At 31.7% G+C, this 22,336-nt stretch carries 20 protein-coding genes; 15 read left to right on the forward strand and 5 right to left on the reverse strand.

The genetic code is table 11. The features are described from left to right. Positions 1-702 precede the first annotated feature (702 nt). From QZ136_RS03625 to QZ136_RS03650, 6 genes are all read left to right on the forward strand, one after another. Positions 703-1,305 carry a hypothetical protein gene (locus tag QZ136_RS03625; RefSeq protein ID WP_291400424.1) on the forward strand — a complete coding sequence of 201 codons (603 nt, stop codon included), beginning with the start codon at positions 703-705 and terminating at the stop codon, positions 1,303-1,305. Between the two features lie 90 nt (positions 1,306-1,395). Beyond that, positions 1,396-2,556, forward strand: a complete 1,161-nt coding sequence (locus tag QZ136_RS03630) for a hypothetical protein (RefSeq protein ID WP_291400426.1) — start codon at positions 1,396-1,398, stop codon at positions 2,554-2,556. Positions 2,557-2,840: 284 nt separating this feature from the next. After that, the gene (locus QZ136_RS03635) at positions 2,841-4,019 is read left to right on the forward strand and encodes a hypothetical protein (protein ID WP_291400428.1); all 1,179 of its coding nucleotides are present in this window, start codon (positions 2,841-2,843) and stop codon (positions 4,017-4,019) included. Between the two features lie 60 nt (positions 4,020-4,079). Continuing rightward, positions 4,080-4,781 carry a hypothetical protein gene (locus QZ136_RS03640; protein WP_291400430.1) on the forward strand — a complete coding sequence of 234 codons (702 nt, stop codon included), beginning with the start codon at positions 4,080-4,082 and terminating at the stop codon, positions 4,779-4,781. Positions 4,782-5,207: 426 nt separating this feature from the next. Then, positions 5,208-5,636 (forward strand): hypothetical protein, encoded by a 429-nt coding sequence (locus QZ136_RS03645; protein WP_291400432.1) that lies wholly within the window; start codon positions 5,208-5,210, stop codon positions 5,634-5,636. A gap of 217 nt (positions 5,637-5,853) precedes the next feature. Beyond that, entirely contained in the window at positions 5,854-6,183 is a 330-nt protein-coding gene (locus QZ136_RS03650; protein ID WP_291400435.1) for a hypothetical protein, read from the forward strand. A 112-nt stretch (positions 6,184-6,295) separates the two neighbouring features. Here QZ136_RS03650 and QZ136_RS03655 read toward each other — a convergent pair whose 3' ends face one another. Continuing rightward, positions 6,296-6,811, reverse strand: a complete 516-nt coding sequence (locus QZ136_RS03655) for a hypothetical protein (RefSeq protein WP_291400437.1) — start codon at positions 6,809-6,811, stop codon at positions 6,296-6,298. A 146-nt stretch (positions 6,812-6,957) separates the two neighbouring features. Between QZ136_RS03655 and QZ136_RS03660 the strand changes: the two genes are divergently transcribed. The 6 genes from QZ136_RS03660 (at position 6,958) to QZ136_RS03685 (ending at position 14,369) form a co-directional block, all read left to right on the forward strand. Beyond that, complete coding sequence (locus QZ136_RS03660; RefSeq protein ID WP_291400440.1) at positions 6,958-7,521, forward strand: hypothetical protein; 564 nt, start codon at positions 6,958-6,960, stop codon at positions 7,519-7,521. A 38-nt stretch (positions 7,522-7,559) separates the two neighbouring features. Continuing rightward, entirely contained in the window at positions 7,560-8,096 is a 537-nt protein-coding gene (locus QZ136_RS03665; protein ID WP_291400442.1) for a hypothetical protein, read from the forward strand. A gap of 10 nt (positions 8,097-8,106) precedes the next feature. Continuing rightward, the gene (locus QZ136_RS03670; protein ID WP_291400444.1) at positions 8,107-8,694 is read left to right on the forward strand and encodes a vWA domain-containing protein; all 588 of its coding nucleotides are present in this window, start codon (positions 8,107-8,109) and stop codon (positions 8,692-8,694) included. A gap of 78 nt (positions 8,695-8,772) precedes the next feature. After that, positions 8,773-9,900: a hypothetical protein gene (locus tag QZ136_RS03675; protein WP_291400446.1), complete on the forward strand. Its 1,128-nt coding sequence runs from the start codon at positions 8,773-8,775 to the stop codon at positions 9,898-9,900. 193 nt (positions 9,901-10,093) lie between these two features. Further along, on the forward strand, positions 10,094-11,302 hold the full coding sequence (gene sbcD, locus QZ136_RS03680; protein WP_291400448.1) for an exonuclease subunit SbcD: 1,209 nt from the start codon (positions 10,094-10,096) through the stop codon (positions 11,300-11,302). 1 nt (position 11,303) lies between these two features. Continuing rightward, positions 11,304-14,369, forward strand: coding sequence for an AAA family ATPase (locus QZ136_RS03685; RefSeq protein WP_291400450.1), 3,066 nt, complete (start codon positions 11,304-11,306; stop codon positions 14,367-14,369). A gap of 185 nt (positions 14,370-14,554) precedes the next feature. Here QZ136_RS03685 and QZ136_RS03690 read toward each other — a convergent pair whose 3' ends face one another. Continuing rightward, positions 14,555-15,007, reverse strand: coding sequence for a PH domain-containing protein (locus tag QZ136_RS03690; RefSeq protein WP_291400451.1), 453 nt, complete (start codon positions 15,005-15,007; stop codon positions 14,555-14,557). 220 nt (positions 15,008-15,227) lie between these two features. On the opposite strand from QZ136_RS03690, the gene QZ136_RS03695 reads away from it, so the two are divergent. Continuing rightward, on the forward strand, positions 15,228-17,219 hold the full coding sequence (locus QZ136_RS03695) for a hypothetical protein (RefSeq protein ID WP_291400453.1): 1,992 nt from the start codon (positions 15,228-15,230) through the stop codon (positions 17,217-17,219). Positions 17,220-17,300: 81 nt separating this feature from the next. Here QZ136_RS03695 and QZ136_RS03700 read toward each other — a convergent pair whose 3' ends face one another. Beyond that, a complete protein-coding gene (locus QZ136_RS03700) occupies positions 17,301-17,933 on the reverse strand; it encodes a hypothetical protein (protein WP_291400455.1) in 633 nt (210 codons plus the stop codon). A 357-nt stretch (positions 17,934-18,290) separates the two neighbouring features. On the opposite strand from QZ136_RS03700, the gene QZ136_RS03705 reads away from it, so the two are divergent. Both QZ136_RS03705 and QZ136_RS03710 read left to right on the forward strand, forming a co-directional pair. Next, the gene (locus QZ136_RS03705) at positions 18,291-20,894 is read left to right on the forward strand and encodes a hypothetical protein (protein ID WP_291400457.1); all 2,604 of its coding nucleotides are present in this window, start codon (positions 18,291-18,293) and stop codon (positions 20,892-20,894) included. 35 nt (positions 20,895-20,929) lie between these two features. Beyond that, entirely contained in the window at positions 20,930-21,106 is a 177-nt protein-coding gene (locus tag QZ136_RS03710) for a hypothetical protein (protein ID WP_291400459.1), read from the forward strand. 49 nt (positions 21,107-21,155) lie between these two features. On the opposite strand, the gene QZ136_RS03715 is transcribed toward QZ136_RS03710, so the two are convergent. Then, on the reverse strand, positions 21,156-21,437 hold the full coding sequence (locus QZ136_RS03715) for a hypothetical protein (protein ID WP_291400461.1): 282 nt from the start codon (positions 21,435-21,437) through the stop codon (positions 21,156-21,158). A gap of 36 nt (positions 21,438-21,473) precedes the next feature. Further along, positions 21,474-22,157 (reverse strand): hypothetical protein, encoded by a 684-nt coding sequence (locus QZ136_RS03720; protein ID WP_291400463.1) that lies wholly within the window; start codon positions 22,155-22,157, stop codon positions 21,474-21,476. Positions 22,158-22,336: the final 179 nt, after the last annotated feature.

The raw sequence follows: 22,336 nt of genomic DNA on the forward strand, positions 1-22,336 counted from the left end.
GACCACTGGGCTGTTAAAGGTTAGTTAACATGTTTTCCTTAATTCAATATCATTATTCGAATCAATACTTTAAGGGTATAAATCAAATATTATTTAATGGATTAAAATAATTCTGAATTTTTTAAAAACAGAAATTACAATTAATTACCAAGTCTAAGAAGCATTAATCCATTAAATAATTCTTTTGATGATACGATTAAACAAGTCTAATCAATAATTCTCCGAAGCCCTAAATAAATTGCGTTATTCGTGTGATGTAACGGAATGTAACAGGTTATTGGGGGCTTAAATAAATTTAATTCGAGGATTTCGGGGACATAATAAATCCCCAAAATTGATTTTTTATTGCAAGGAAAATTTCCAGAGAAAGAAAATAATCAGCGCTCATTTTGCATGCTTGTATTTTGATTTAATCAAAAACAGGAATTCTATTATTTGTAAAAGGATACCTCTTGGGATTATTTATTGACCAGATATTTCCTCATTCCCAAATTAGATATCAGACAAAATCTATCATTTCATCAAGCTTAAATTGACGCAATTCAAAAAAGCCGAAATTAAAACAAGCTTGTCAAATGAGGATTTGAGGAAAGATTTAGCAATAGTTTTGGTGAAAGATTTAAAGGCCTAAAGCAAAAAATACTTTTTTAAATACAAAGGCCAGATTTAAAATCTACAATTATTGATGTTATAATTAAAATCATGCTGAATAATAATTCAAAAACAGAAAGCCTCCTTTATCATATTATTATAGATAATAGCAAGAGTATGCAAGTGCATCAGCCAGAACTCTATACGATGTTGATCAGGCATTTGCAAAATTTAAATAAATCAATTACGGAGCAGGGGAAATTGATCCATATTTCTTGTGGCTATTTCAATACCGAGAATTTAGGTTTTGAAGAGAGTTACCTCCCCACTTTAAAGTTCCTAAAGAAAAGCAGAAACATTGAACTAAGCGGTAATAGCAATATATTCGATGCCCTCGCAGAAAATTTGAGCTACCTCAATCAAAAACTAGAAAGCCCTGAATTTAAAAAAGTAAGCAAAGTATATCTAGCTCTTATAAGCGATGGTCATGAGAATAAATCAAGCAAAACTACATCGCAAGAATTAAACAATGAACTGATAAAATTTCGTGAAAATCATGGAGCCGAATTTATAATAATGAGTGGTGTTTTCCATAATTTAGACTATGATATCAAGCTAACTATACCCCTAATGGCCCAATACGCAAAAGATCCCTTATGCATTCAAAATGCTCTTAGCAACCTGGAAAAATATATTTGTGGCGACTTGATTTAAATCTCTCACAAGAAAATTAATCGTGTTAAAATTATATTTTATAATTTGGCATTAAATAATCTCTATTCTAAGCATATTCTACCACATATCATGAAAAAAATTAATTATAAAGTATGGTTAGTTCGCTCACCAGAAGTGAGCAAAATCGAATATTGGAATGTGTACAATCTCCTAAAATCGATTCCTGGTATAATTACTTATTTAACTAATGAAAAGGAAGATTTTAATGTAGAAGAGGAAGAGAATGAAATTCGAAATATTTCTGAAGAGAAGATTAAGCATAACTGGTTTTTTGAACAATGTGATAAATTTAGATATGATTCAGATATAGCTGAAACAGATATGGTTCTATATCTCACCGATCTTCCCAATGAAAATAATCTTTTTCTTAAATGCGATGAGGAAAATAGGCTGAATGCCTATATTCAAACTTCAGATTACCACAAATATTTCCCAGGTAACGATACTCGTTATCCTATAGCCTATCATATTGCAGTTACAGTTTTAATGATGCAGTGGTTCGAAAATACAGAAGAAGCTACAAAAACTATCAATATGAACAGGAGTAAAGGTGGTATCCTAGACTTCTGCAGTTATAAAAAAGATGTGATTTTAAAACTTCGTACTGCCGACCTTTCTGCTGAAGAAATTGATAGTCTTATTGAGAAAAAAGTTGACCCGAACCTGATTTTAACAGTGCTGGAGATTTTAGAAAAATTAAGAAGCTTCATGCTTTTGAAAAACCGTTGGGGCTTAGCACCTAAACCTCTTGTAATGACCATAGACCTCCGAACTAATAAATTTTACTTTGAGGAATTAGGAAATATTGAAGTGGCTTTAAATCCTGTTCAAATGGCACTTTATCTGACTTTCTTAACTCATACAGATGGGATTATTTATGATAAAAAGAAATCTCATTTGGAACATCGTAACCTAATGTATAAGTATTATAATAATATGAAATCTGATCCATTAGACATTTTAGACTCTGGTTTTAAGGATAGAATGGCTTTAATAGAAAAAACTTGGAAAACCAATGATTTTAGTATTCAACTTGCCAAAATAAAAAAAGAATTCATTAAGACTTTAGGCAGTGAATTAGCAAAACTATATTATATAACCATTGATGAAAATTCAAAGACAAGAAATATTGTTGTTGATCGTCAATATATTGAAATATTAGATTGGAAAGGTGAAGTTCAGGATACTAAGTCCTATTTACAAAAGTATATTGAGAAAACAAGCTTGTAAAATAGGAAATTAGCTTAAAAAGCATCCTTACCTTTGAATATCAAATATGAAATTCCATTCTTGTTTGATTTTGTGATTAATAATTGTGTTTGAAAATTGAGCGCCGTTTTTACGGCCTCAATTTTTTATTTATAGCTAATTGTAAATTAAATAGATGACATCATTCTACTCAACAAAATACCCCATGATTTCATAAAATCAAAAATAATTTCAAAATACAAGCTTGTAAAATAGAATCTGTTTACAATTAGTTCTAACACCTTTGCAACATCAAAAGCTAGAACATGAACACAGAAACTTTAATGACAAACACCACAGTAAGAGAGAAAATTACAACATCTTGGGACTTCATGAATGAAGATGATTGGTACGATGATATCGATTGTTTCCCAGGTGATTATGATGAAGAATATGGCATTGAAGCCGATTTTCATGATAAAGTGGATGAAGTAATCAACTTAAATCTCAAGAATGCATTAAGCCGTTTGGAAACAGTTTTGGAAAAATTTCCTATCCATCATATTTCTGTGAGTGTGGATTTAAATGGGATGGAAAATACCGACGCATTCTGTATGAATTCAGGCGACTTTGAAACTACAGGAAGAAATAGTATCGGAATTGGCGTAGGACCACGAATGTTAAGATCATTTCTGGAGAAGCATTTTTATGCAAACTCATTTAATGACCCCTATTATGAATTAAATTTTGATCATGAATTAATTCACGGAATGGATCAAAACCTATGGAAATACAGTCCGAAAGGACTTAGTGCGAGGACTCCTAAAGAACATCTTTTACATTATTTATTGAAATACCAAACCGAAGGTCTAGCCTGTTTTTCAACTTTTTTAAGAGGTCATTTAGCCGAAAAATCGTTTATCAAAGCCGCATCAAAATTTGACAAGAATTGGAGATTGATAACAAATTTTGATGAACAAAATCCAGAGAATTGGAAGAACATATCAAACAAGATGGAGAGTCATCAAAATGATCCATATAATTTAGGTCCCATGATGGTGCTTCAGGCAATCAAAGTAAAAACCAGCGAAAGCAATGATTCAAGGCTTCTAGATCTGCTAGAAAAAGCAATGAAAATTGAGTATTTAAACAATGATGAGATTAACCATTTAATTATCGCCGGACTTGAATTAAGCTTTCCAGAATTTGTAAATGGATTATATAAACCTGATTTAAAGGGACGATCATTCATGAATAAAAATGTTTTATTTGCTGCATTTGAGCAGGTAAATTCATGGGAAGATTATCTAACAGAAGAAGAAAAAAATAAAGCTTCACAAAAAGTCTCCATTTCGGATTTGGAACATGAACTTAATTCCATTAATCATCTTGAAGATGAAACGTCGGTATTAAAGAAATTGGAATTAAATTATCACATTAAGACTGGAAAAGAATATCAAAATTACCAGGCAAAATGCCATGATTTCTATGAACAATTGCTTTAGCCTAGCTATAATATAATCATTTTTTAATAATTATCCTATATTTAATACAAAAAATCTATCATGGCAATTACAAAATTTTCTATTGAATTAATTGAAGGCGCGCCAGTTTTTCGCGATAAGGGAAACATTATCTTATTGGATACGGGTGCGCCAAAAACTATCCATACTTCTACAGAATTATTTTTTTTAGGTAAAAGTTTTGATGTAATCACTACTTATGGACCTATTAATATGCAAACCATTAGTGGCAATATGGGCACACCCATTACCACGCTTTTGGGTATGGATATAATAAAAGATTACAAAATCATTTTCGATTATAAAAACTTGGAAATTAGTTTACTTACAGCCGATGAAGAGGATGTACAGGGAGAGGAAATTCCAATGACAGAACATTTGGGCATTCCGGTAATTGATGTTTTACCTATAGATAAATACATTCCTATGTTTTTAGATTCAGGTGCTCATTTATCATATATCAAAAGTGATCATACGCAAGACCATAAAAATTTCGGTCAAACAGAAGACTTCCACCCTACTATTGGGAAATTTACAACTACTAAATTTTTAATCTCCAGTAGAGTTGGTGAACACTATATTGAAGTTTTTTATGGTAATCTACCTAGTCAGTTAGTATCATTTTTATCCTTAATCAAGGGTGATAATGGAATTTTAGGATATGATTTCTTCGCGAAATTTAAGATCTGCTTGGATATGAAAAAAATGAAATTGACGATTTTGGAAGGACCGCATTATTATTAATATTGTCCGAAAAAATAAAAAAACAGGGCCAGAAAGCGATTATTGATTGGGTGATTTCTGGCTCTGCTTATGATTAAATATGTGACAGGTTGTGGATTAACGTAAGTTACAGGTGACGTATTTATGGAGAATGACTTTAATAAAAGAGTTATTGTGAGTAATAAAATTTATGATATAAAAAATCTATATTCATAAGCATAATTATCAATTTTATCTATATCCCTATAAAGAAAATCTATTTTACTCGATAAAAATTGCTCTCAATTTCTATTCATTAAAATTTTAATGAATAACTTTTCTGGCTAGAACCCCAAAAAGCCCTTTTTTTTTAAAAAAAAACAAGCTTGTAAACTGAGCATCCTCCAAAAAAAGCTGAATACCTTTGCTGAACAATTTAAAAAGGTAATAATTAAAAAAATAGGAAAGATGAATATTAGTCAGGCGTTAAAACAGAAATCTAGAATTATTAGAGACATTCAAAGAGAAAGTAGTCGACTCTATAAGTGGAACATTTACACGGTAGGTTCTACAGTGCCTTATGAGGCAAAAGAAACTTACCAGATTTGGTTAAATCTTAAAGAGGAGTTAATCCTTTTGAAATCTAAAATCCACAGAGCCAATCAAGGCATCCAGGAAATGATTTTCAGACTCTCAGAACGTAAAGATACCGTAGAAAGCTTAAAAGCTTTGAGTTGTATTGAGGGTGAAAAAATAACAGAAAGTTATTCAAACATAAGCGTGGAGGTTTCAAGTATATCTTTATTAGAACGAGATAAAATAATTAAAGACTTGGAAAATGAAATTGATGAGATTCAAAATGAGATAGAACTTTATAACCATAAAACTCAGATTTAAGATATTGGTCGGTGAGGGATTAATTTTTTCGTTTAGGTGTGATAAACCAAAGCTCGCAGGGGTACGATTTAGATAATGATATTGAATGAAAAATTCAAAACTCAGTCTTCAAGATTAGCACTTACCCAGTGAAATTCAAAACTCAAACCTTTTTCATCACATTTAATGGATTAATTAACCCAAACCGACTTATTTTTACAAAAAATCAATCAAACTAATGGAAAAATTAGATCATTACGAGGGACAAGCCTTCAACGGTAAATTTCACGGGAAAGGAAAATTAACAAATGCCGAGGGAGTAATTGCGGAAGGGATTTTTGAGAATGGATATTTAGAAGGCGAAGCAAAAGTTTCATTTCCTGATGGACGCATTTACCTTTTGCAAATCAAGGATCGAGTAGCCATTGAGCATAAGCTTGTGCAGGAGAAAACTGTAATAAATAAACAAACAAAAGCACGTAGTCCATATCAACCTGGTCCGGGATTAAAATCTAAACCAAAAGGAAGTATTTTCCCGTTTTTTGGAATGAATTTTAGTGCTGAATAGTTTCTAATGATTAAAGAAATATTGCTCCATTTTAGAGAAATTTTTTCATAAAAAAATCCTCATTTTTTGAATGAGGATTTTTTAAATATTGGAACCATTTAGAAACATCATTTTATTCTAAATCGGCATACAATGAAATATCTAATTTTCCAGGTTTAGGAGAATTTTTAAAATCAAGATCATTCTTTGAATTAAAACCATCTCCTAAACTCGCCAAAAACAATTGATCTTTCTCAAATTGATTAGATAAAACAGTATCATTTTTAGGATTTTTTACTTTCCATAATCCTTCGGGGAAGGCATCCTGTCTGTAAATAACAGTCTTCGAAATAATATCAATTCCTTTCTCAATTTGAACCAATAATTTATAATCATTTGAATCTGTTTTTACCAAATCACAAGATATAAGTCTAGACTTATTCTTTTTCGCGACACTACGTGCCGCTCTACAATTATGATCAATCTTCCATTCATTGTACTTGGTCCACAAAATTTCTTCATCATCACCCCTATTGGCAACTAATAAAGATTTATAAATGGCCGCAATCCAATTTCTGTTAGACATTGCATGTCCACTAGCGTTTAAATAAAGTTGCTCTGCAACTAGGTAAAGAAATTCTGTATTCATAATATAATTTAAAGGTTAAGATTTTTATCTGTTTTACAATGCTCAAAATTAGAGAGATAAGAATTACCATTCAGGAATTTACAAGCTTGTAAATTGAAAAATCACATTTTGAAGAGTTTTATTTTTACAAAAAAATCAGAAACAAAATGGACAATTTACAGCTATCTACAACTCTTATTATTCATCCAGAAGACCTAACCACTAAATTCCTGGATCCCATTTACACCTCTATTCCAAATAAGAAATTAATTCGTGATGAGTTAAATTCTGAACGATTGAATAAGGAAATGGAAAGTCATTCTAGAATTATCATGCTGGGGCATGGTACCTCTATCGGATTACTTTGTCCTTGTCCCGAGACTGGTAGACTCGAACAGATAGTCAATATTTACCATGCTTGGGAGCTAAGCAAGCATTCTGAAAATGTTTATATCTGGTGTAATGCCGACCGCTTTGTTTTGGAGCATGACTTATCAGGACTCTATTCTGGAATGTTTATTAGTGAGGTGGGAGAAGCAGCCTATTGCGGATTAGGTGTGGTAAGTCAAGAGCTGGTGGATGAATCAAATACCCGCTTTAGTGAAATTATGGCTGAATTCATACATCTAAATAAATTTTCAATCCTTCATGAATTAAAAGTTAGATATGGTCAATTAGCGAAAACTAATCCCATAGCAGCATATAATGTTGAAAGATTATTTGCTCGATAAGTAATTTTTATCTATAAACCTTTCATTAACAATTATTTATGTCAATAAGTGATGAGACATTCTGGACCTACTGGTCTATTTACATGGGGACTATCTTCCTTATCTGGATTTTTAAAAAAGATAAGGATGATAAAAGTCCGAGCGACAAGCAATACAAAGCTTGGAGGTCGCAGTTCTTATTAAAGACAAATAAGACAGCCTATATCAGGGCGGTTGTTTATTGGTGCGTTCAGAATTTGGGCGTTCCAAAAGGGAATAATAAAATACCCGGAATTGTTGTCCGATATGTGAAGCAGGACAAATTTTTGGGTCTTTATTGTTCGGCCAGAAAAGAAATTATAATCTATATAAAGGCACATGATGACTTATTACAATTAACAAATACTGTAATTCATGAATACGATCATTTTTTAAGAATAAGGAATGTAAACGACCAGAAAAATTACAATAAAGTTCTCAATGAAATTGGTTATGATAAACATCCCCTCGAAATATATGCGAGAGAAACTGCTGATAAACATGAGCTTAGCTGCTTCAGGGAGATGGCGGAGAGAGGTTTATTATTTAGAAAATAGAATTTAGAAAATGAAAACAATTTATTACCATTTGCTGATAGACGCCAGTAAGAGCATGTCCAGATATTGGGAGGCCTTAGTCAAACAGTTAAATGCCCACTATAAAACTACTAGAAAAGTCGAAGCGCTCTACACCATCGAGTTGAAAACAGGAATTGGTGTATTCAATTTAGACAATATTTTTCTAGACATGATTGTGCAATCACCAGCTATATTGAAAACAATAAAACCTGATAGCCGAACAGCACTTTATGATGCCATTATAACCAATATTGACTTTGTTGAAAATGAGTTGTTAAAGGCCCAATCAGCAATTGATACCACTATCGTGTTTGTCGTTTTAACTGATGGGCATGAAAATGCCTCTAAATTATATGATGCTCAAGATGTAAGAGAAACTATAATGAAATTACAGCAAGAAGGCAATTGGGAATTTATATTTTTGGGAGCTGATTTAGACGTAAATGAAATCAATAAAATATTAAAAATACCTCAGTTCAACTATCATAATTTTGAAAGATCAGAACTGAAATCGGCATTTGAAGAGCTCAATGATATTATTCTCAAAACTTTAAAAAAATCAACTCAGGCACAATAATTTTAATTGGCATTTTTTGCTATTTTTATATTTATCTACGCAAAAAACAAATCTTTTATAAACGTTAAAATTAAAAATATGCCTAATGTTTGGTTAGTACGTTCGCCAGAATATAGCTTAACTAAGTTCAGAGAAGTTCGTGATTTATTAAATAGCTTCAAGGGAGTTCTTAAATTTTTTCCAGAAAAATCCGAAAAGGAAGAAGAACTTCCCCTTTTAGAAAATGAAAAGAATACTGATCCTAGCAGCACCTTAGAACCTAAAGAATTGACATGGTTTTTTGAAAAGTGTAATGAATTTAGAAAGCAGGAAGACATTGGTGATGAGGAAATGGTCATGCTCTTAACGGATATACCCAATCCAAATAGATTTTTCAATGGAATTGATTTTGAAACGGGCTTAAACATGATGGTTCAAACATCGGAGTGGGACAGGTTTTTTCCGGGTAGCGATGAGTCTTATCCCGTGGCTTATCATGTGGCAGCAACAGTTTTAATTAGAAATTGGTTTAGTTCAGAAAGCGAGGCAAAAGCAATGCTTAATATGATGCCTAAGGGCTGTATGATGGATTTATGTAGCTTCAAGAAAGATGTTAAGTTAAAAATCCTTACGGCAGATATAAGTGAAGAAGCCTTAAAAAGTATGGCTGAAAATAAATTGGATCCGAATTTAATCAGTCAGACCCTTCGTATTTTCCAAGGGGTAAGAACCGAAATTTTATTTAAAAAATACAATGAACTTATTCAACCTCGACCAATTAAACTTAGCATTAGGGGAGGTAAAAGAAATATGTATTTTCCTGAATTAAGTGATAAAAAAATTAAATTATCTACTTTATCGAGAACCGTTTATATTTTCTTACTTCAACATAGTAATCCTCAGGAAGGTTTTGAACCAGTTAGAAGAGCAGATGAAGAAAATATAGGCCTCTTATTTGAAATTTATAACAAAACGTTTTCATTCGAACTTTATCCAATAGATGGAATAGAATACAGCAATAGAAGGAAAACTATTGAGGAACTTTGCGACACTAGAAATAATAAAAAATGGGAACAATTAATCTCAAAAACCAATAGTATTATAGTAGAAACCTTAGGCCCAGATTTGGCAAAATTATACATCATTGAAAGTGGACGCGGGGTAAGCAAAAAAATAGCGGTAGACAGAAAATATATAGAGGGCCTTTATGACAATCCTAAGGTTTAAAAAAACAAGCTTGCCAAAAAAATAATACTAAATTTTACCTTCTTACCTTTGAACCGTGATTAATATTTGTGGTTTGTGTGTGTTATAAGTCGCCATTGAAAAATGGCGACTTATTTTTAAGAAGCTTAACTGAGATTAGAAACCTAGTATCCTTAAATTTTTGAGAATACAATTATCCTTAATCAAAATATAAATGAAAATACTTGTAACTGCAGACTGGCACATTGGTAAGAAATTACATAATGAGGATTTAAGTGAAGATATTAGCTTATTTTTTGATTGGTTATTGGAAAAAATTAAGGCAGAAAATATTAATTATTTATTGGTTGCGGGTGATATTTTCGATAATAATAACCCTTCAAATGAAGCCTCAAGAATTTACTATTCTTTTTTAAAGAAATTGAGCGCACTTCAATGCAAGGCAATCATTATTGCTGGAAACCATGATAGTCCTTCATTTATAGACGTTCCCAAAGACCTGCTTAGTGTATTTGATGTGCATGTGTTTGGTATTTTCCCAGGCATAGAGAATGTTGAACAAATTTTTGTTCCCTTAACAGATTCGAGCGGCAAGGAAGTTGCCGTAGTTGCCGCCATACCATTTTTACAAGACCGTATGGTTAGGCAAGTTGGTGAAGGAGAAGGTGCCAAAGAAATTGCCGAAAAAATAAAACAAGGCATGAAAACCCTATTTGCAGAGATTGGCGCTGCCATGAAAGAGAAATATCCAAACATTCCTAAAATTGCCATGGCTCATTTACATGCACAAGGAACACAAGTAAGTGAAGCAGAAAGAGATATTCAAATTGGTAATCAGGAGGGAATAATTTCAAAAGATTTAGATCAGTTCGACTATTTGGCTTTGGGGCATATACATACCGGACAAACTGTTATTCAAGGTAAAATTCAATATGCAAGTAGTCCAATTTCCTTGGGATTTACAGAAAATACCTATACCCATAAAGTGCTGCTTTTAGAAATTGAGAATAATCAAATTAAAGAATCAGAAATTCGGATACCTAAACAACGCTCACTTTATCAGATCAATGGTACGATGCAGGAAGTAAGCGATGCCGTTAAAAAACTAAAAAACAAGTATAAGCTGCAGGTATTATTAGACCTTAAAATTGAAGAAGAACAATTTAACCCCCGAGTAACTGATCAATTGGATGCGCTTCGCGAATATTTAGCTGCTCAGGGTTCAATGAAAATTATTAATACCCGCATCATCTATAAAGACAAGCCTGCTGCACGTTTTTCGACCTCATTTCATACCGCTGATTTACATGATTTAAAGCCAGATAATGTTTTTAAAGATTTAATTGCCACCAGAGACGAGAAAGAACAAATAAAATTATTAGCCCTATTTTCTGCCATTTATGCAGATGTAAACCAAGCATAATATGAAAATAATTTCATTACACTTCAAAAATTTAAATTCTTTAAAGGGTGAATTTAAAATAGATTTTAGCAGACCTGAATTGGCTAATGCAGGTCTGTTTGCCATTACGGGTCCTACAGGTGCTGGAAAATCAACTATTTTGGATGCCATAACTTTGGCACTTTTTAGTTTTGCACCTCGCCTTGGTGACATTAATAAAAAAACAATCTCCGAAAAAGGAGTTATCGTTACTAAACATACCAAAGAAGCATTTGCGCATATTATTTTTGAAATTGGCGCTGATCGTTACAAGGCCGAGTGGGCTATAGCTACCACAAATAGAGATAGCTGGGGCGAACTAAAACATACTTTAAGTCAACAAATTGCTGGCGTATTTACTGTAATCACAGATAAAAAATCTGATACCTACCGAAAGGTGAAAGAAATTATCAGATTAGACGAAAATCAATTTACCAAAGCTATTGTGCTTAGTCAAGGTAAGTTTGACGAGTTTTTAAAGGCGGATAAAAACAATCGTTATGAATTGTTGGAAATTATTACTGGCACACAGATTTATCGTAAAATTGGTCAAAAAGTATTTGATGCCTTAAGAGAAATAAATGCAAAAGTACTGGCAATAGAAACCCAAATGGGTAATATAGAAATGCTTAGTGATGAACAAATTGCAGAAATTCTTCAAAAGAAAAATGAACTCGAAATTGAAGCCAATCAGCTTAAAGCTCAACTTGCAGAATTAGATAAACTAAAACAAACTAAAATCAACATCGCTAATTTGTTGGAAGAGAAAGATAAGCTAGAAATCGAGCTCATCCAATTGAATGAAAAAATTGAAGCATTTCAGCCAAAATTAATTCAGCTAAAAAATCACGAAAAGGCCCTTCCTCTTCAAGTAGATTATAGTAAATGGAAAATGCTCCATCAGGATATTGAATTAAATTCTAATTCAACGATTGAGCAAACTAAAACATTAGCGGAACAGAAAGCAAATAAAGAAAAACTTATTCAGCAGCTTTCTACAGACCTCAAAGTAGCTGTTAATGAGTTAAATTTTTCTGAACAATTAGAGCAATTCATTTTAAAAATAACTGATTTAGACAATGAAATTACAGTATTTCAAGTAAAAATTAAGGAAAAAGCAGAGTTATTAAATAAATGTTATAAATCTATTCCAGAAGTAAGTTTAGCAAGGATTAAAGATTTCAGAACTGTTGTAAGTGAATTGAATAACTACCTTATTAACGCTGAAAATCAATTAAGTGCTTTGACCATACCTGCTGATTTTGATGGATTATCTTATGATGAAATGCTTGACTCATTATTGGAGCAAAGCAAAAGCTATACAAATTCCATTCGATTGAATACCGAAAGGGGAAAACTTTTAAAGGAAGAAGAGGATTTAAAAAAAACACATGCAAATTTAACCAAGGACATAACTGACAGTCAAACTGCGCTCAAAGAATTGAGCAAGAATTCCACTCAACTTAATGAGGAAATAGGATTGCTACAAAATGCTTTTACTGCTAATCAAAATTTGATGAAGCTTGAGGATTTTAGAGCGGCATTGGTAGAGGGTACTGAATGTCCTTGTTGTGGTTCAACAAATCATCCTTTTGCAAAGGATAAACCGAAAGTAAATAATAAAATTGAAGAAAAACTAACCGAGAAGAAAGGTGAGTTAGAGCAGATGGGTAAATCCATCAGAGTTTTAGAAGATGCTTTATTGAAGCAAGAAACCAATAGTAATAATTTAATTAAGAGATTAGAAGAACTGAAAAAATTATCAGTTGATAATTATACTGAGTTAGCTGAACAGTGTCTTAAAAATAAAATCTCTTTAGATTTATCTCTCGAGGGGTTAAATACACTCTTGCAAGCCACCGAAAACAATATAAACAATGTAAAAGCGCATAAAGTGTGGAACGATACTAAAGTTCCATTGTCGAACTATATTAAGCTATTGGAGGAATACGAAAAGTTAGACCAAGGTTTAAAGCAAATGATGAAAGAGCGTTACGACCTTTTTGGCGATAAGGTGATGATGGATTACAAGAGCAAATTAATGGTGAGTTGGAGTAATGTGAGAAGAGATATCATCAGCACCGAAAACGCTTTAAAAGAACAAGAGATTAAAAAAATAGGTTTGATTAAAGACCTAGAAACTTTGAGTACAAGCCTAACAAATAAAGCGAAAGCAAATGGTTTTGAGTCGATTGATTTACTAGAATCTATTTTATTGAATGAAGAGGAATTCAAATCCATTAAAGATGAAAATTCAAAAATTGAAACAAAGAAAGTAGAAATTTCTACCCAGCAAAAAACAAACCGCGAACGATTAAAAGAGGCTGAGGAAGCAGATGACGAGAAAATAACTTTACCAGATTTAAGTGATGAAATTTCGTTAAAAGCAGACCGAAGAGATTTTGTTTTGAAAGAGGACAGTAAATTCACGAGTGCATTGTTGAATGATGAAACTAATAAACGAAATGTAGCGAACTTACTTGCGCAATTGGCAGCCACTAAGGAAGAGCAAGGGTATTACATAACCTTGGCTAATTTAATTGGCGATAGCACTGGGGATAAATTCAATAACATCATTCAACGTATCACGCTAAGGCATTTATTTAAGATGACCAATAAGCGTTTACTAACACTTATGGATCGCTACCAAATAGACTTAGGATCTGAAAAAAACGAAGATGAAATTTGGGTAATTGACACCTATATGGGCGATGAAAGGCGCGTAATTGACAGTGTTTCGGGTGGAGAGCGTTTTGTTATTTCCCTAGCTATGGCACTAAGCTTAAGCGATTTAGCTTCCAATAACGTTAAAATTGATAGTATGTTTATCGATGAGGGTTTTGGTAGTTTATCGCCAGACGATTTAGATAATGCTATTACCATGTTAGAACGCATGCAAGTAGAGAACGAGAAAACAATTGGTATCATTAGCCATGTAGAAAGCCTTAAAGAACGAATTAGCACTCAAATACAAGTTAAGAAGTTGCAAAACGGCGAGAGTGCTTTGTATTTAAAAGATAATAACAATCAAATAAATTTGAGTGTATAAAAAATAGCTAAAAAACATTTGTGCTATTTGAAATTAATGCGGGACAATTTGAATTTAAGAGGTAAACCAAGTGATTATAAAGCCCATAAGGCCGAAAGCAGGTTTACCTCTTTTTGATGTTTTTAAAGATTTAGGTTTATCAAATCACAAGCAAAAAATTGATCTGAAATGCTGTGAGGATAGCTTTACCTAAAAATATCCATCTCACGAACACCCTCTTTTTTCCTCGAAAACTGGATACGTTCGTATAAGAAATTTCTTATTTGATCTCCATTGGTAATGCCATTTAAAACCAATCTTGGTTTGGCATAATCAGATGTTTCGATAGTAAGAATGGAGAGACCTACAAGTCTGTATAGAAAGGGTTTATCTAATGTTACTGACTTAATTCTAAAATAATGATTCTCCGTTTCCTTGATAGAAAATAAACCCTTCTTCTCTAAAATTTTCTGTTCCGAGAAATTGAACTTCCAAGAATTAAGATCCAAATACACATAGATTGTAAACAATAAAGAAGGTGGAAAAACAAAAGCAATTGCAATACTTATAAGATACAAATGGGCATTAATCCAGTGAGATGGTTTAATCTGTAAAAGCAAGTTATCTTGAAATTTGGCAAGGGGATTTAAGATTTTCATAATGTTTAATTTCTAATTATTTTATGATCAAAATTAAAGGTTCAAAAATTATAGAATTTCAAATTACAAGCTTGTAAATCTTCCACTAATAAAATTAAAGCGAATACCTTTACACCTATGCAATTCACAATTTGTGTTTTGCATATTTTAATATTGCCCAATTTTTTGTCGCTAATATGAGCGGCCATATTTAAAAAACTAAAAAATAGATACACCATAAATGACTCATAAAGAAGCGTTTAATCTTAAAAATCATCGTTTAATAGAAATTGCTGTGCAATTAAAAAATGAATTTATTGGGATTGACCAAATTATTGATCAATTAATTTATGCAGTAAAGCCTTGGTATTTAGCTGCCGAATTACAAGAATCGCCTTTGGTTATCAATCTTTGGGGCATGACGGGTGTCGGAAAAACCTCCTTAGTAGAACGCTTTTTAGAATTAGCACTTATGAATGAGCCGATACCAAGCATCACTTTTAATCTTGGTGATAAATCATTTGCTGAGGATGTACTTGATCGCTTGGAGTATCTCGAAAAATCGAAAGATGATCGTGTTGTTTTGATATTCGATGAATTTCAACATGCCAAAACGCTAAAAGAAGATAGTACTGAGCTTGATAAACCATTCAGTCGTTTGATCTGGCCTCTACTTGATGAAGGCTGTTTTTATTTTTTACCGCTAAAATATGAAAGACCCCAAGTTCATGACTGGTTAAATGGCTTAGAAATTTGTCTGGAAAGAGGTGTAAAAATTGAAAAGGGCAAAGTAGTCGAATTGGCTGATGTTTACACGCAAATTATGGGAAATGAGAGAAGAGAATCGTATTTTCCTATTGGAACAACAACAGAAAATAATATCAAAATACCAGATCCAAGCTTTTTTACTGAGGGGCAGATATCCGATTTAGCTGATTTATGCACAGGTAAATTTAAATTCAAATCCGACTTAAGAGCATTTATATCCACCCTTAATGGAAACCAAATAAAAACATTTTTAGAAGAGATATCTTTAAGTTCAACGGGCGCTAAGAAAGTAAATCTCAAAAAATCTTTAATTTTTGTTTTGGGAAATTTAGATGCCGCCTATGACATGAGCTATTCGATGTCGTCTGAAGATCATGCGGATTATTTCCATGAAGAATCTAAAAAAGTAAGTTTTAATGAAATTAAAGATGTTTTAAAATCAAAATTTCGTTTAGAGGAAATTGCAAGATTAGGAAATATACATCTCATATATCCTGCATTAAGCGGTGATGTTTTTAGGCAATATATTCAAAAACAATTGATCAATATTCTTCAGAAGTACGAATCGGAATTTAGCTGCAAATTAAATTTCGATGCTTCGATTAATAACATGTTGTATGAAGAGGGAGTCATTCCCGCACAAGGTTTAAGGCCCTTGAAATCAACTGTTCGCTATTTGCTTGAGCCAGTTATTTTGGAAATGTTAGGATCTGTGGCACCAAAGCAAAATCGTATGATTAATCTTAAAGTTAATGGAGACACCTTTGAAGCCATTTGTGATTCAGAGAAAATATTCTCCAAAGAGCTACACTTGCCAATCAGAAAAGCCAAAAATAGGGTGCAAACTGCAGATCTAAAATCTGTTATTGCAGTTCATGAAGCAGGGCATGCATTGGCCTATATGTTATACTTCGGTAAATTCCCGAAAAAGATCACAATTAAAACCGCCGCTTCATCTACTGGAGGCTATGTGCAAATTGATAAATTTTCGGAAGTGAATAGCTTAGCCAAAGTTCGAGCAGATGTAAAAGTTGGCTTAGCAGGTAAGTTAGCCGAGGAGCTTGTTTTCGGAACTGAATATGTTTCAGATGGTGGAACATCCGATTTACTTATGGCAACCAAATACCTTATGTATGGCGCAACAGAATGTGGTTTTACAAAACGTAATGTGAGTATGGAACATATTTATAAAGGAGATGGTGAACTTCTGCCAATTGATCAAGAAGTAAATTTATGGGTAATGAAAGAATTAGATGATGCTACCAATGAAGTTAAGCAAACACTTTTCGATTTTTCTTGGGCCTTAACCATCATCATCAAAAATTTACTAGAGTTAGAAGAAATTGGCCAGGAAGAAATTGAAAAAATATTTATTGAGAATAATGTAAATATCAGCGAATTATTCCAACATAAAAGTCTGTATATCCCCTATCAAGAAAAGCTTCAAAATTTTCTTAAAAACTAAAAGCGAATGCTTTAAACAAATTAGCCCTTGTTCAAAAGGGCTAATTTAAAAATTGATATTATTTTGGATGCTTTAAGGAAATTAATATTTACAGTATTTCTTATAAATATCCATGTACTCAAAAATTATATCGATTGCTTCTTGCTTTAAATCTTTATACAGAACTTCAGGATCATTTCTTACGCGATCTGTTAAATTATATACCTCACACCACTGCCCAATATTTAGTTTATGCTGTGCCGAAATTAAGGCCCTTATAATATGTGCAGAGTAATTCCCGGGACTCTTAAATACTCCTATTCCGGCATAGGTCTCGGCCTCAGAGGTATCAAAATAATTATCCATAGCATATAAATAGGCTAAAGAAATCATTTCATCCCCATTACAATTTTCTAATAAATCACCTTCACTTTTATAATTCCTTGTTTTAGTCAGATACTCGAAAAAACGCTTCCCATTATTTTGCCCTTTAATGCTCCAGCCGAGCTGATTTATTAGGGCGAGTTTTATCTCAATTGGATTGGACTCATTTGCTAAATAGCCTAACATCTCCTTGCTTATCTTACCATTTGATTTCGCAGCTTTCGCTACAATAGGTTCGCTAAGAAAAGCCCTACCAAAGGGCGTACTGGTAAGTGGAGAATCGGCATAAGTGTTAAATGAAAGAAAATTTAAAAAAAATATGATTAGTAAATATTTGTAATGAATGTTCATAGCTTTTCAATTTTATAATTAAAGTTTACACTAAAATACCGTGTATTTTTTTAAGTTCTGGACAAATACAAGCTTGTATTTTTTAATCATAAACCCAATGTATAATTAATTTTGATGTTTAAGAATCCATAAAATTCCATGTAAAAAAAGAAAAGCTATAAACCTTTCGATCGGAATTCAATTGATTTTTAACCGGATTATATTTAGTTAAAAAAGCATTTGCAATATTTTAAATTAAAATAAATATTTCTATGAGAAAAATTATTAATTCAAAAAAGAGTTGTCATAGCAAAATTTGCATAATCCAAATTATTTTTCGATTTTTTGTAAATTACCTATAAACACAAGCTGAAAGAAATGGAAAACGAAATTGCAAAATTGTTTCAACTTTTTGGACTAACACCCATTGCGTACGATGATCTGTTAAAAAAGATCAAAGATATTTCTCATTTAAAAAAAATTGTACCCTCTAGTTTTTTAAATTCCATTTATTGTGAGGATGATTCTTTATATGATTTATTACAATATTCTGAAGAAGATTTATACCAGAAATTTCGTGGCTTCGGTGTAGGTAAAGTAAACCAGTATTTCCATTTCAAAAAGCAAATATTAGAAATGGAATCAAAAATTGAGATAACAAAATTTTACATAAATGAGGTAGCCGAAATTACCCTCCCCTTTAATTATTCGAACCAAAATGCCATTTCTACAACTATTGAGCAGCTTATTAATGACATTTTTATTGTCTATAAAAATAGAGGCAAAGATAAATTAGTCGAGATTTTGAAACTCTACTACGGTTTAGAGGGCCAGCAGATTCACGAAACTGAAGAAATTGGCGAACTCTTAGGCATGACAAAGGAAAGAATCAGACAATATATAAGAACACCCCAGGGATCTGAATTGAGCTTATTATTTAATGAGCCCTACTCAAGTTATGAGAGGATTAAAGTGCATTCCGATTTATTTGATAGAGTAATTGAATTAAAAAATCAATGTTTATACAATCAAAATTTATTTGAACACTTTTCAAATGGGGAGAAAATTGAGAATATTCAACACCTTGAACGTTTAGTCGAGTTTTTTGATGTGAAAATTTCAAAATACGGAAATTCAATATTCCTTACTGATTCAAAAGTTGCAATTACATTATTTGAAGAGCATTTTAGAGCAGCGGAGCAAGTTTTAAAATCTGAAGATTATTGGATTGATTGGGAACAATTGAAGAATAAAATCAAAAAGGAGATCAATAAAAAATTTCAATTTAATGAGGATCTAACTAAGAGAATTCTTGAACAAAACCCAAGTCATTTTGATACGAAAACTGAAAATATGACTTCATATTTTCAGGTAGCGTGGAATAATTTAAGCAATCAAAGTTTACAAGTACGTAGAATTTTATTAGATGAAAATAGAGTACTAAAAAAGGATGAAATTCTTGCCATTTATAATCAAAAGTGTCGGGAATTTGATCAGCCTCAGATATCAGAAAATGAACTTTATCTCTCAGGGAAAGAAAAGATAATATCCTTTGGCAATAATACATGGGGATATGGTGAAGCTGACGAAGAACGTTTAACAGGGCAGCAATTCATAGAACAATACTTACAAAATAATAATGGTTTTACTCATTTCGATACCATTAAAAATGTGTTAATAGAAAACAATTATAATTATCCAGACAATTCTATACGCGCATATTTGACTCAAAATTGTAGAATTTCACTGGATGATAATCAAATTTTTATTCATGAAGATTTTATTTCTCAATACCCTAGCATTAAGTTGAGGAATAAAATGAATAAAGAGCTTGGCGAATGGGTTTTAGAAAAAATATTTGAGGGTTTTTCAAATAGAGCCACTATCAAAAAACAAGAACTTCTAAAATTAATTGTTTCATGGGGCAAAAAAGAAGATATCAAAGGTAAGATTAGAGCTTCTATAGATTATAATCTTAATAAATTAATTCAAATCGGAGCCATCAAAATCGATGAGAACAACGAGCTTTTATTAGATAATGAGCTTTTAGAATCTATAGGAAAGATAAGTTTAAGGCAAGAGCCAGGCTATAGAAAGGTGATTCGCTCACTAGCAATTGATTATTTAAAAGGTACAAAAAATGCAGCTGTTCCTTTAAAGAAATTAGTTGAATTGTTTCAAGAGCATATCCCATCAGAAATTAAAATTCAGAATCTGTATAAAATTTTTGGTGAAGACTTATTCTTAAAAACAATCATAAATGGTAAGCCACACATTCAATTAAAGATTGAGAATTTACCAGAAGCAAAAACACGAGAAGAAGAGACAATCGATACCACAGTACCGTTTGAAGAATTGGAATCTGCTATTATTGAGACAAAAATTCCTATTCCCGATAGTCGCCCAACTGCCGAAAATTTCAAATATGTTAATGAAAGAGAAGCATTTGAATTTTCGAAATTTGATAAACAAATTAGAAAAGAACTTATTCAAATTGGATTAAATAACGAATGGATTTCAGATGGTTTAACAACCTTTTATAATGCCTTAAAAATTAATGGAGAATACAGTCGCTGGGGAAGATCTTTATTACAATCAATTTATGATTTATGGTTTTCGCGTACCGACTTTTTTGATAGAGAGGCATGTATAATAAAACTAACTCATGGTTTTGAAACCTATCTAAAAAAATTAGACACTGAATTATTGAATTTAGACGGATTAGGAACTTGTATACATTCAAATTTCCAGTTAGAGTCTCTATATGCCTATAACTTTGAAGCAAAATCAATTCCTTCTTCCTTGATTAATCATGAAAAAAGAAAGTTTTCAAAAACCATTAGAAGTTTAGTGTTTTATAGAAATCTGTTTACACACGATAACAATAGTGAGCATCTAGAAATGGGTCTTCACAACCAAATTAAGTTTGCATCTGATTTTATTGCACTTTATGTATATGTGGGATATTTGTTGAAGGATTAGGAAAAATATTGAACAGTATAATTTAAAAATTACAAATGAGTAAAATTAACAAAATAGAAAACCCTCAACCAGAAGAAAAGGTTTGTTTTAATTGTAAACATCTATTATGGATGGTGGGAATTGGGCAAGGGTTAAAATGTGGCTTAGACAGAAAATCATTGTCAAGCAGGTATTATACTTGCGAAAAATTTGAAATGAAAATAAAAGCTTAAATAAGCCAATTTAGATTGGCTTATTTAAATTTAGCTCATTGAAAAATCATTATTTTATTTCAAAATTGTAGCTAATAAAAATATATTTCTCCTTGATTTTAATGGTTGAGTCACTCCTTTTAATATTTTTATGAGAAGTTACAAAATCAAATATTCCATCTTCGTTGAGGTCTTTAAGATCTTCTTTGTAAAAAATTAGACTTTCAGCCCATACTCCATCCCATTCCCAATTTTCATGAGCACATGGAATACCATTTAATTCAATTAAATTCCTTGAAAACAATTTAGTATCTTTTTCAACAGGAATATCACTAAAATCTCTATTATTCATTTCGAGGGATTTAATTTTTTTAGAATGATTAGATATTTATTTGGTGGTATAGGTCTTTCGAGAATCATTTTCGTAATTCTGAATATCTTCAAAATAGGCCTTTGCCTTCTCATGATTCCAGCCAGTTTTTTCAATAATATACTTTATTTGATTGGCCTCATCTAAAAAATTGCTTTTAGACGAATTGGCAGATGGAACCTGATTTAATTTCGGGTATTTAGATAGATTTGCCTTATTCAGCTCATCTTCAATTTTATCGCAGAATGATTTCGACTCTTTTAAAGTCCAGCCCGTATTTTTAATGATGTAGCTTATAGTTTCTAACTTACCAATTGCGACTATTTTCTCACGAACATTGATTTCTAATTCTTCTTTTGAAATATGATTTTTCAAAGTTGGAGAAGGTTCTTGTGGCATCTCAGTAGACTTAGCCTTTGGAACATGAACAGTTTGTAGCTTTATTTTGTCGCAAAAAGCTTTAGAATCTGCTAAATTCCAGCCCGTTTTATCCATCACGAATTTTAGTACTTCAAGCTCGTTTAAAGACTCGAATCTAGCCTTTGTATCTACAGCCAATTTTTTCTCGTCAATAAGTGATAATACAGTGCCTCCCAATTGCGATTTTAAGGCATTGTAAACTATTTTTCCAACCTTCAAAACAAGATATAATATGGACAGAAAAAAAATAACTTTAACAAAGAATAATACTATTGCACTCATAAAAAATGTTAAAAATAAAGCAAGAACTAAAAAAAGTCGGTTTTTCCCCTTTCGGGCTTAATAAAGTTTAAATATAAGAAGGCAAATAATAGATGTATTAAATATTATATTCCAAATATTTCAATTCGAATATATTGTTAAATTTAAAAAAAATATATTTTCCAATTTAAAAAAATTAA

The sequence above is a fragment of the Daejeonella sp. genome, from assembly GCF_017495225.1.
Classification (GTDB): Bacteria; Bacteroidota; Bacteroidia; order Sphingobacteriales; family Sphingobacteriaceae; genus Daejeonella.

Excerpts from the sequence above, each read along its gene's own strand:
- QZ136_RS03675 (WP_291400446.1), top strand. The coding sequence starts at position 8,773 with ATGCCTAATGTTTGGTTAGTACGTTCGCCAGAATATAGCTTAACTAAG.
- QZ136_RS03670 (WP_291400444.1), top strand. The coding sequence starts at position 8,107 with ATGAAAACAATTTATTACCATTTGCTGATAGACGCCAGTAAGAGCATG.
- QZ136_RS03630 (WP_291400426.1), top strand. The coding sequence starts at position 1,396 with ATGAAAAAAATTAATTATAAAGTATGGTTAGTTCGCTCACCAGAAGTG.
- QZ136_RS03720 (WP_291400463.1), bottom strand. The coding sequence starts at position 22,157 with ATGAGTGCAATAGTATTATTCTTTGTTAAAGTTATTTTTTTTCTGTCC.
- QZ136_RS03635 (WP_291400428.1), top strand. The coding sequence starts at position 2,841 with ATGAACACAGAAACTTTAATGACAAACACCACAGTAAGAGAGAAAATT.
- QZ136_RS03625 (WP_291400424.1), top strand. The coding sequence starts at position 703 with ATGCTGAATAATAATTCAAAAACAGAAAGCCTCCTTTATCATATTATT.
- QZ136_RS03665 (WP_291400442.1), top strand. The coding sequence starts at position 7,560 with ATGTCAATAAGTGATGAGACATTCTGGACCTACTGGTCTATTTACATG.
- QZ136_RS03695 (WP_291400453.1), top strand. The coding sequence starts at position 15,228 with ATGACTCATAAAGAAGCGTTTAATCTTAAAAATCATCGTTTAATAGAA.
- QZ136_RS03705 (WP_291400457.1), top strand. The coding sequence starts at position 18,291 with ATGGAAAACGAAATTGCAAAATTGTTTCAACTTTTTGGACTAACACCC.
- QZ136_RS03690 (WP_291400451.1), bottom strand. The coding sequence starts at position 15,007 with ATGAAAATCTTAAATCCCCTTGCCAAATTTCAAGATAACTTGCTTTTA.
- QZ136_RS03660 (WP_291400440.1), top strand. The coding sequence starts at position 6,958 with ATGGACAATTTACAGCTATCTACAACTCTTATTATTCATCCAGAAGAC.
- QZ136_RS03710 (WP_291400459.1), top strand. The coding sequence starts at position 20,930 with ATGAGTAAAATTAACAAAATAGAAAACCCTCAACCAGAAGAAAAGGTT.
- QZ136_RS03685 (WP_291400450.1), top strand. The coding sequence starts at position 11,304 with ATGAAAATAATTTCATTACACTTCAAAAATTTAAATTCTTTAAAGGGT.
- QZ136_RS03650 (WP_291400435.1), top strand. The coding sequence starts at position 5,854 with ATGGAAAAATTAGATCATTACGAGGGACAAGCCTTCAACGGTAAATTT.
- QZ136_RS03655 (WP_291400437.1), bottom strand. The coding sequence starts at position 6,811 with ATGAATACAGAATTTCTTTACCTAGTTGCAGAGCAACTTTATTTAAAC.
- sbcD (WP_291400448.1), top strand. The coding sequence starts at position 10,094 with ATGAAAATACTTGTAACTGCAGACTGGCACATTGGTAAGAAATTACAT.
- QZ136_RS03715 (WP_291400461.1), bottom strand. The coding sequence starts at position 21,437 with ATGAATAATAGAGATTTTAGTGATATTCCTGTTGAAAAAGATACTAAA.
- QZ136_RS03640 (WP_291400430.1), top strand. The coding sequence starts at position 4,080 with ATGGCAATTACAAAATTTTCTATTGAATTAATTGAAGGCGCGCCAGTT.
- QZ136_RS03645 (WP_291400432.1), top strand. The coding sequence starts at position 5,208 with ATGAATATTAGTCAGGCGTTAAAACAGAAATCTAGAATTATTAGAGAC.
- QZ136_RS03700 (WP_291400455.1), bottom strand. The coding sequence starts at position 17,933 with ATGAACATTCATTACAAATATTTACTAATCATATTTTTTTTAAATTTT.